The organism is Rhodoferax sp. (assembly GCF_037143375.1).
In the GTDB taxonomy this organism is placed as follows: domain Bacteria; phylum Pseudomonadota; class Gammaproteobacteria; order Burkholderiales; family Burkholderiaceae_C; genus Rhodoferax.
On record NZ_JBAWYV010000018.1, the window covers coordinates 36,361 to 43,409 of the forward strand.

The following is a 7,049-nucleotide window of genomic DNA, read 5'->3' on the forward strand; positions in this document are numbered from 1 at the left end:
GCTACCCAGTTTTCAGAAAAACACTGCCATCATTCCGGCCAAAGCGGCAACGCTGCATGCACTGTAATGGGTAATTCATTCATAACCTCGCGCAGTCAAAACCTGACGGCGCTACTGTTGTCCCTGATGATGGTTTTGGTGCCCGCCTTGGGGGTTCCGCATGAGATGTTGCTGCAAGACACGCTGAAGTCGATGTTGGTGGCATTCTTTGCGCTCACTGCCAGCTTTGCCTTTTTTTGGCAAAAGCACAAGCAGAGAAGTGCGGTCAACTGGCATGGTGTGATGGCTTTGCCGCTAACCCTCATGGCCTACGCCCTGGGCAGCATGGCCTGGTCGCACGCTTATCTGGGCGGGGTTGAAGCGGTTCGCTGGTTTTTATTCAGTCTGATACTATTTTTGGGCATGAACACCTTCACGCTGAACCGTGTTACACAGTTGGCCTGGGGCATTCACTTTGGCGCGGTCATTGCGTCCTTGTGGGCGGCGTTGCAATTCTGGGTTGACTTCAAATTCTTTGCTCAGGGGCCAAACCCGGCATCCACCTTTGTTAACCGGAACTTTTTTGGTGAATTTCTGGTTTGTACCCTGCCTTTTTCGGTGCTGCTGCTCAGCCGGTTGAAAGATAAGATAAGTGTTTTTTTGCAAACGTTTTCACTCGGTTTCAACATCGTAGCCCTGATGATGACTGGCACCCGTTCTGCACTGGCGGGGCTGCTGATTCTGGTCGTTCTGCTACCGATTGCCTTGATGCTTTATAGCAAACAGTTTGTATCAACCGGTTGGAGCACCAAACATTGGCTTTCCCTGGCGGCCTTGCTGATGACCACGGTTATGGTCATCGGCTCCATCAATACGGAAAACCCGAGCCTGATTACCGACACAGGCCAAGGCAATGCGATTGACAGGGCTTTCAAACGCACGCTTTCGATGACAAAGGGCAGCGAATACAGTCAGGGTTCTTTCTCGATTCGCGCACTGATGTGGCAATCCACAGCACGCATGATTGCGGCCAACCCAGTAACCGGCGTAGGTGCAGGCGCCTGGGAGGTTCAGGCCCCGCTTTACCAAGAGACAGGGAGCCTGCTTGAGACAGACTATTACGCGCACAACGAAATACTGCAACTGCTGGCCGAATATGGTCTGCTAGGTTGGCTATTTTTCTTATGCCTGCTGGCCTATCTTTTGTCGGCTGCGCACAGAACCTTGACAGACCGCTGCCCACAAGTTGAGGGTGAATCCTTATTGCGTGCTTTGACATTGAGCAGTCTGCTGGTTTTTTTGCTGGTCAGCAACGCCGGTTTTCCTTGGCGCATGGCGACCACTGGCGCCTTGTTTGCGCTGAGTCTGTCTATTCTTGCGGCCTCTGATATGCGCCTTGGTGTGAGATGGGCATTTTTGGCAACGTCAGTCAGCTTGAATGCACGCCTATCTGTGGTGGCTTTATGCATCACCGCTGCTTGCACCGGCATTGCCCTGTATCTAAGCCAGCAGGCGATTCTGTGCGAAAGTAAAATTATTCGTGCGGTCAAGATCGCGCTGACTATTTCGCGGTCAAGCCAGCCCAACGACCCGGGCTGGGAACAAGCCAAGCTGGAGATGCTGGCACTGATCAATGAAGGCATCGCCATCAACCCGCACTACAGAAAAATAACACCCATCGTGGCTGATTCTCTGGCCGCTTGGGGTGACTGGAAAAATGCGACCTGGATTTGGGAAACGGTGCTTGAATCCCGGCCAAAAGTGGTCGCCATGCTAGCCAATGTGGTGCGTGGTCATATCAAGGCCAAAGATTTTTCAAAGGCCCAGAACTATCTGGACAGTGCCACGAAAATTCAATCCACAGCACCAGCCTTGGCTACTCTTCAAGTCTTTTTGTGGAGTCAAACCGGGAAAAACCAGGAAGCTGCTGCCCTTGCGCGGGAGCTACTGATGGCCGGTGTGATTGAGCCTGACCTGGTTCGCACAGCATACTTCCTAGGCACGCGCTATCGAGACCCGGCGCTGGCTATTCTGGCGCTCGAACTCCGCATCAAGACCTGGCCAAATCAGGCTGTAGACGGGTGGTTGAAGCTGGGCGATATTTTCAACGCGCCAGATGCGAAGGACGATGTCAAGGCTTTGTACGCCTATCAGGCAGCAATGGTGGCAACACTTCCGGCCCATAAAAATGCGATTTTGGCCATGATTCCGCCAGCCTACCGAGTCAGAATCGAGCAGGCGATCGAGATTGGGCGGATTCGTTGAGATCGTCATGGCGTTCAGAAAAACCGTCACCATAAAATATCAAAATCACCTGAAAGCTACTTTAATCTCTCATGCCTGAGTCCACTTTCTTCATTAAGCAGTCCTTGTCCATAGCCGCAAAGTGTTTGCAACTTTCCGCTCCGAACCCTCATGTGGGTTGTGTCATCACAAGCCAAAATGGTCAATTGCTAGGCCAAGGCCACACCCAACGCACCGGCGGCCCCCACGCCGAAATCATGGCAGTGCGCGACGCTGCAGCCAACGGCCATAGCGCTGAAGGCGCCACCGCTTATGTCACCTTGGAGCCATGCTCACACCAAGGCCGAACCGGCCCATGTTGCGACGCGCTGATTGCGGCGGGCATCAAAAAGGTGGTCGCCACCAACACCGACCCCAACCCTTTGGTTGCAGGCCAGGGTTTTGCACGTTTGCGTGCAGCCGGTGTCGAAGTGCAGGTGCTGGCGCCCGACCACCCGCAAGCGATCGAATCCCGTGAGCTCAACATTGGGTTTTTCAGCCGCATGATCCGAAAGACACCGTGGGTCCGCATGAAAATTGCCGCTTCGCTGGACGGCAAAACCGCCCTGAACAATGGCGCGAGCCAATGGATTACATCTTCAGAGGCGCGAACCGACGGCCATGCCTGGCGGGCTCGCGCCTGCGCGGTGCTCACCGGCATTGGCACCGTGCTGGCAGACAACCCAAAACTAGACGTTCGCTTGGTTGACACGCGGCGTCAGCCCCATTTGGTTGTGGTGGACAGTCGCCTTGAAACACCGCTGGACGCTCATTTATTCATAGCTGGCCGCGCACTTTTCATCTACGCTGCCGTGCAAAATGATGCTAAAAAATCGGCTTTGGAAGCGCTGGGCGCCACCGTCATCTACCTGCCAGGCGTGCAAGCAGGTACTGAAAGCAAGGTTGACCTGGCCGCCATGTTGCGCGACTTGGCTTCACGCGAAATTAACGAGCTTCATGTTGAAGCCGGTCAAAAGCTCAATGGTTCGCTGATTCGCGAAGGGCTGGTAGACGAGTTTGTGGTCTACCTCGCCCCCAAACTGATCGGTCAAGGCTGCGACATGGCCAGTTTCGGGCCTTTGTCTGAACTTTCGCAAGCGGTCCCGTTGGCCTTCAAATCCACCGACATGCTGGGGCCAGACCTGCGCATCGTGGCCCGAATCCCCGGACGAGACCAGTTTTAAACGACAAGTTTTAAGCGACGGTCAACCGAGCAGCGCTTTCCCTGCGAAAATGCGCGGATGTTTACAGGAATCATCACCAGCGTGGGGCGCATCGTCGCCGTTCATGCCTTAGGCAGCTCTTCAACCCACGGCAAGCGCCTCACCATTGAGTGTGCGCCTAGTTATCTTGACGACGTGGGTCTGGGCGACAGCATTGCGCTCAACGGCGCGTGCATGACCGTGACCACCCTCGACCCCGCGCAATGCCAGTTCACAGTGGACATATCCGCTGAATCGCTGGACAAAACGGCCGGGCTTTCTCAAACTGGCGCCATCAATCTGGAAAAAGCCTTGCGCGCCAATGACCGCCTGGGCGGCCACATGGTGTCAGGTCATGTCGATGGCATCGGCGGTGTCACGCATTTCGCGCAGATCAGTGAAAGCTGGGAGTTGCGTGTCTTGGCCCCCAAAGTTTTGGCCAAATACCTGGCTTACAAAGGTTCCATCACCGTCAACGGCGTCAGCCTAACGGTGAACCGCATCCTTGACTTGGACGATGGCTGCGAGATGAGCATCAATCTGATTCCCCACACGGTTGAAAACACGGCACTAAAAACGCTTTATCCGGGGTCCCGCGTCAATTTGGAAATTGACCTCATCGCGCGGTACGTCGAACGCATGCTCAATCTTGACCCGCAGCAAAACATTCCAGCGGCGCGCTGATGCGTCCACCGCATCGCTTCGCTCTTTTCCTTTATTTCCTGAAAGACTCTCTGCATGACCACCCTTTCTCCCGTGGCTATTTCCCCTGTTGAAGACATCGTGGCTGACATGCGTGCTGGGCGCATGGTCATTTTGGTGGACGAAGAAGACCGTGAAAACGAAGGCGACCTGGTACTGGCCGCCGACCACGTCACCGCGGACGCCATCAACTTCATGGCGCGTTTTGGGCGGGGCCTGATTTGCCTCACCCTCACCCGTGAACGTTGTGAACTGCTTCAATTGCCGCCTATGACGGTGCGCAATGGCGACAAAAAAGGCACCGCGTTTACCGTGTCAATTGAAGCCGCTGAGGGCGTCACCACCGGCATTTCAGCCGCTGACCGCGCCCGCACGATTGAAGCGGCCGTGGCCAAAAACGCCAAAGCGGACGACCTGGTGCAACCCGGCCACATCTTCCCGTTACAAGCGGTAGAGGGCGGCGTGCTGATGCGGGCGGGTCACACCGAAGCAGGCTGTGACTTGGCCGCGATGGCCGGCTGTTCGCCAGCCTCTGTCATCTGCGAGATCATGAAAGACGACGGCACCATGGCGCGTCTGCCTGACCTGCAACTGTTTGCCGCCGAACACGGCCTCAAAATCGGCACGATTGCCGACTTGATCGCCTACCGCAGCCGGGTTGAGTCGCTGGTTGAAAAAGTCGGAACCAAAACGCTAAACACCGCGTTTGGGGAATTTACCGCCCACGCCTTCAAAGACAAAACCGCCCAAGGTGTTCATCTGGCGCTGGTCAAAGGCCAGTGGCACCCCAGTGAGGTGGTGGCGGCCCGCGTCCACGAGCCCTTATCGGTATTTGACGCCCTCGAAGTCGGCCGCACCATGCACTCCTGGAGTCTGGATGCCGCCTTGGCGCGCGTTGCCGCCGAAGGCAAAGGCGTTGTCGTATTTTTAAATTGCGGTGAAAGCCCAGAGCAATTACTGGCGCAATTTGACGGCACCGCCCGCTCCAGCCACGGGCCAGAGCGCGGTCGCATGGATTTGCGAACCTACGGCATTGGTGCACAAATTTTGCGGGAATGCGGCGTCCACAAAATGAACCTCATGGGCAACCCACGCCGCATGCCCAGCATGACCGGCTACGGCCTGGAGATTGCAGGCTACATCACCAAATAACGACCTTGCGGGACTGTCCGCAGTTTTACGCAGTGAACAAGCGCTGTCTTCCCTATTTCAAGAAAGAAAAATCATGCTTGGTGCAGACAAAGGAACGCTGGATTCCACCGATAGCCGCCTGAATGGCAAAAAATTGAGCATTGGTATTGTTCAGGCCCGTTTTAACGCGCCCATTACCGATGCCTTGGCCCAAGCCTGCAAAGACGAACTGATCGCCTTGGGTGTGGCCGAGAAAAACATCGATTTGGTGATGGTGCCAGGCGCGCTGGAAGTGCCAGTTGCATTGCTGGCCATGGCTGAAAAACTAAAATACAACGCACTGGTGGCGATTGGCTGCATTATTCGGGGTGAAACCTACCACTTTGAATTGGTGGCCAACGAATCAGGTGCTGGCGTAAGCCGGGTTGCGCTTGATTTCCAGTTACCCATCGCCAACGCGATTCTCACCACCGAAAATATGGATCAAGCGGTGGCCAGAAAAACCGAAAAAGGGCGTGATGCCGCCCGTGTCGCCGTCGAAATGGCCAACCTGCTGGAAGAAATCTGATGAACGACCTGAAACCAAAACCCATGGGCATCCGCCCTCCCCGCCAACCCCGCACCGGGGTCACCAGCACGGGGGCCCGCAAAGCGGGCAGCAAGTCCGAGCGTTCACGCGCCCGCGAATTTGCGTTGCAGGCGCTGTACCAAACCCTGGTAGCCAAAAACTCGGTGGAAGACATCGATTTATTCACCCGCGATCTGGCTGGTTTTTCCAAAGCTGACTCGGTTCACTTTGATGCATTGCTGCATGGTTGCACTGAGCAAGCAGACGCGCTGGACGCCCTGTTTCAGCCCCTGCTGGACCGCCCGATGAGCGAGATCTCGCCCGTGGAGCACGCCATTTTGTGGATTGGCGCTTACGAACTCCGGTTCTGTCTTGATGTGCCGTGGCGCGTGGTGCTCAATGAATGCGTCGAGCTGGCCAAAGAGTTTGGCGGCACCGATGGCCACAAGTATGTGAATGGCGTGCTCAATGGACTGGCCCCGGTCCTGCGCGAAGCCGAAACCAATGCGGACCGAGGTAAACCTCGCGCATGAAAATTTCCCGTCGTGCGCTTCGCATTGAACCCTTCTATGTGATGGAGGTCGCCAAGGCAGCATCTGCTTTGGCCGCCAAGGTGGCGCACACCGACTCGCCGATGATCTTTTTGAACATTGGCGAGCCTGACTTTACCGCCCCGCCCCTGGTGCAGGAAGCCGCCGCCCAATGCGTGCGCGATGGCTTGACGCACTACACCCAAGCCACCGGGATGCTGGCCTTGCGCGAACGCATCAGCGACTGGTATTGGCAGCGGTTCAACACCGTCGTCCCCGCCAACCGCATTGTGGTGACGGCCGGTGCTTCGGCCGCCCTGCAACTGGCTTGTCTGGCCCTGATTGAGCCCGGTGACGAAATCCTGATGCCCGACCCCAGCTACCCGTGCAACCGCCACTTTGTGAGTGCGGCCGATGGTACGGCGGTACTGATCCCCACCACGGCGGCTGAGCGTTACCAACTCAGCGCCGACAAAGTACAGGCTGCCTGGGGTGCTAAAACCCGGGGTGTTCTGCTCGCCTCGCCCTCCAACCCCACGGGTAGCTCGATTCACCCGGATGAGTTGCGCCGCATCCACGAGGTGGTCAGCGCCAAGGGTGGCATCACCCTGGTCGATGAAATTTACCTGGGCCTGAGCTATGACGCGCAATACG

The 7,049-nt window shown here is 56.4% G+C and carries 7 protein-coding genes; all 7 read left to right on the top strand.

Annotated elements, in window-relative coordinates:
* Positions 1-66 precede the first annotated feature (66 nt).
* Positions 67-2,244: an O-antigen ligase family protein gene (locus tag WCG50_RS05015; protein WP_336898476.1), complete on the top strand. Its 2,178-nt coding sequence runs from the start codon at positions 67-69 to the stop codon at positions 2,242-2,244.
* Between the two features lie 71 nt (positions 2,245-2,315).
* Entirely contained in the window at positions 2,316-3,446 is a 1,131-nt protein-coding gene (ribD, locus tag WCG50_RS05020) for a bifunctional diaminohydroxyphosphoribosylaminopyrimidine deaminase/5-amino-6-(5-phosphoribosylamino)uracil reductase RibD (protein ID WP_336898477.1), read from the top strand.
* 57 nt (positions 3,447-3,503) lie between these two features.
* Positions 3,504-4,148 (top strand): riboflavin synthase, encoded by a 645-nt coding sequence (locus WCG50_RS05025; protein ID WP_336898478.1) that lies wholly within the window; start codon positions 3,504-3,506, stop codon positions 4,146-4,148.
* A gap of 54 nt (positions 4,149-4,202) precedes the next feature.
* Positions 4,203-5,318 carry a bifunctional 3,4-dihydroxy-2-butanone-4-phosphate synthase/GTP cyclohydrolase II gene (gene ribBA, locus WCG50_RS05030; RefSeq protein WP_336898479.1) on the top strand — a complete coding sequence of 372 codons (1,116 nt, stop codon included), beginning with the start codon at positions 4,203-4,205 and terminating at the stop codon, positions 5,316-5,318.
* Between the two features lie 73 nt (positions 5,319-5,391).
* Positions 5,392-5,865 carry a 6,7-dimethyl-8-ribityllumazine synthase gene (gene ribH, locus WCG50_RS05035; RefSeq protein ID WP_336898480.1) on the top strand — a complete coding sequence of 158 codons (474 nt, stop codon included), beginning with the start codon at positions 5,392-5,394 and terminating at the stop codon, positions 5,863-5,865.
* Positions 5,865-6,398, top strand: coding sequence for a transcription antitermination factor NusB (gene nusB, locus WCG50_RS05040; protein WP_336898481.1), 534 nt, complete (start codon positions 5,865-5,867; stop codon positions 6,396-6,398). The genes ribH and nusB overlap by 1 nt, the downstream gene beginning before the upstream one ends.
* The coding region (locus tag WCG50_RS05045; protein WP_336898482.1) for an aminotransferase class I/II-fold pyridoxal phosphate-dependent enzyme at positions 6,395-7,049 on the top strand (655 nt) is incomplete at its 3' end. The genes nusB and WCG50_RS05045, both read left to right, overlap by 4 nt.

Excerpts from the sequence above, each read along its gene's own strand:
- WCG50_RS05015 (WP_336898476.1), top strand. The coding sequence starts at position 67 with ATGGGTAATTCATTCATAACCTCGCGCAGTCAAAACCTGACGGCGCTA.
- ribD (WP_336898477.1), top strand. The coding sequence starts at position 2,316 with ATGCCTGAGTCCACTTTCTTCATTAAGCAGTCCTTGTCCATAGCCGCA.
- WCG50_RS05025 (WP_336898478.1), top strand. The coding sequence starts at position 3,504 with ATGTTTACAGGAATCATCACCAGCGTGGGGCGCATCGTCGCCGTTCAT.
- ribBA (WP_336898479.1), top strand. The coding sequence starts at position 4,203 with ATGACCACCCTTTCTCCCGTGGCTATTTCCCCTGTTGAAGACATCGTG.
- ribH (WP_336898480.1), top strand. The coding sequence starts at position 5,392 with ATGCTTGGTGCAGACAAAGGAACGCTGGATTCCACCGATAGCCGCCTG.
- nusB (WP_336898481.1), top strand. The coding sequence starts at position 5,865 with ATGAACGACCTGAAACCAAAACCCATGGGCATCCGCCCTCCCCGCCAA.